This window comes from Methylobacterium trifolii, from assembly GCF_022179685.1.
GTDB lineage: Bacteria > Pseudomonadota > Alphaproteobacteria > Rhizobiales > Beijerinckiaceae > Methylobacterium > Methylobacterium trifolii.
In genome coordinates this window covers 1-1,141 of the sequence record NZ_BPRB01000301.1, presented here as the reverse complement: position 1 = coordinate 1,141, position 1,141 = coordinate 1, and the positions used below count along the sequence as shown (strand labels likewise).

Here is a 1,141-nt window from a genome sequence, read left to right as displayed (position 1 = left end):
ACGACCGCATCGTCTGGGACGTCGGGCACCAGGCCTACCCGCACAAGATCCTGACCGGGCGGCGCGACCGCATCCGGACGCTGCGCCAGGGCGGCGGGCTGTCGGGCTTCACCAAGCGGAGCGAGAGCGAGTACGACCCGTTCGGGGCGGCGCATTCCTCCACCTCGATCTCGGCAGCCCTCGGCATGGCGGTGGCCCGCGACCTGCACGCGGCCGCGGCCCGCGCCAAGGGGATCGAGGCCCCGAAGCGCCGCAACATGATCGCGGTGATCGGCGACGGCTCGATGTCGGCGGGCATGGCCTACGAGGCGATGAACAACGCCGGGGCGCTGCATTCGCGCCTGATCGTGATCCTGAACGACAACGACATGTCGATCGCGCCCCCCGTGGGGGCGATGTCGGCCTACCTCGCCCGTCTGGCCTCGGGCGGCACCTACCGGGGCCTGCGCGAGACGGCCAAGCAATTGGGAAAACTGCTGCCCAAGGCGATCTACCAGCGGGCGGCGCAGGCCGAAGAGTTCGCCCGCGGCCTGATCGTGGGCTCGGGCACGATGTTCGAGGAGATGGGCTTCCACTATGTCGGCCCGATCGACGGTCACAACCTCGACCACCTGCTGCCGATCCTGAAGAACGTGCGCGACACCGAGCAGGGCCCGATCCTGCTGCATGTCGTGACGCAGAAGGGCAAGGGCTACGCGCCGGCCGAGGCCTCGGCCGACCGCTACCACGGGGTGGTGAAGTTCGACGTGGTGTCGGGCGTGCAGGCCAAGGCCAAGCCGAACGCGCCGGCCTACACCCGGGTGTTCGGGGAGAGCCTGATCAAGGCGGCCGATGCCGACGAGAAGGTGGTGGCGATCACGGCGGCGATGCCGGGAGGCACGGGCATCGACCTGTTCGGCAAGGCCCATCCGGACCGGACCTTCGACGTCGGCATCGCCGAGCAGCATGCGGTGACGTTCGCGGCGGGCTTGGCCACCGAGGGCTACAAGCCGTTCGTCGCGATCTACTCGACCTTCCTGCAGCGGGCCTACGACCAGGTGATCCACGACGTGGCGCTGCAGAACCTGCCGGTGCGCTTCGCCATGGACCGGGCGGGCCTGGTGGGGGCGGACGGCGCCACGCATGCGGGCGCCTTCGACCT

At 69.9% G+C, this 1,141-nt stretch carries 1 protein-coding gene; it reads left to right on the top strand.

Annotation, left to right across the window (positions count from 1 at the left end):
• Nucleotides 1–1,141, top strand: a 1,141-nt coding sequence (gene dxs / locus COGEMETH_RS22580; RefSeq protein WP_238184941.1) for a 1-deoxy-D-xylulose-5-phosphate synthase, incomplete at both ends; no start/stop codon positions are given.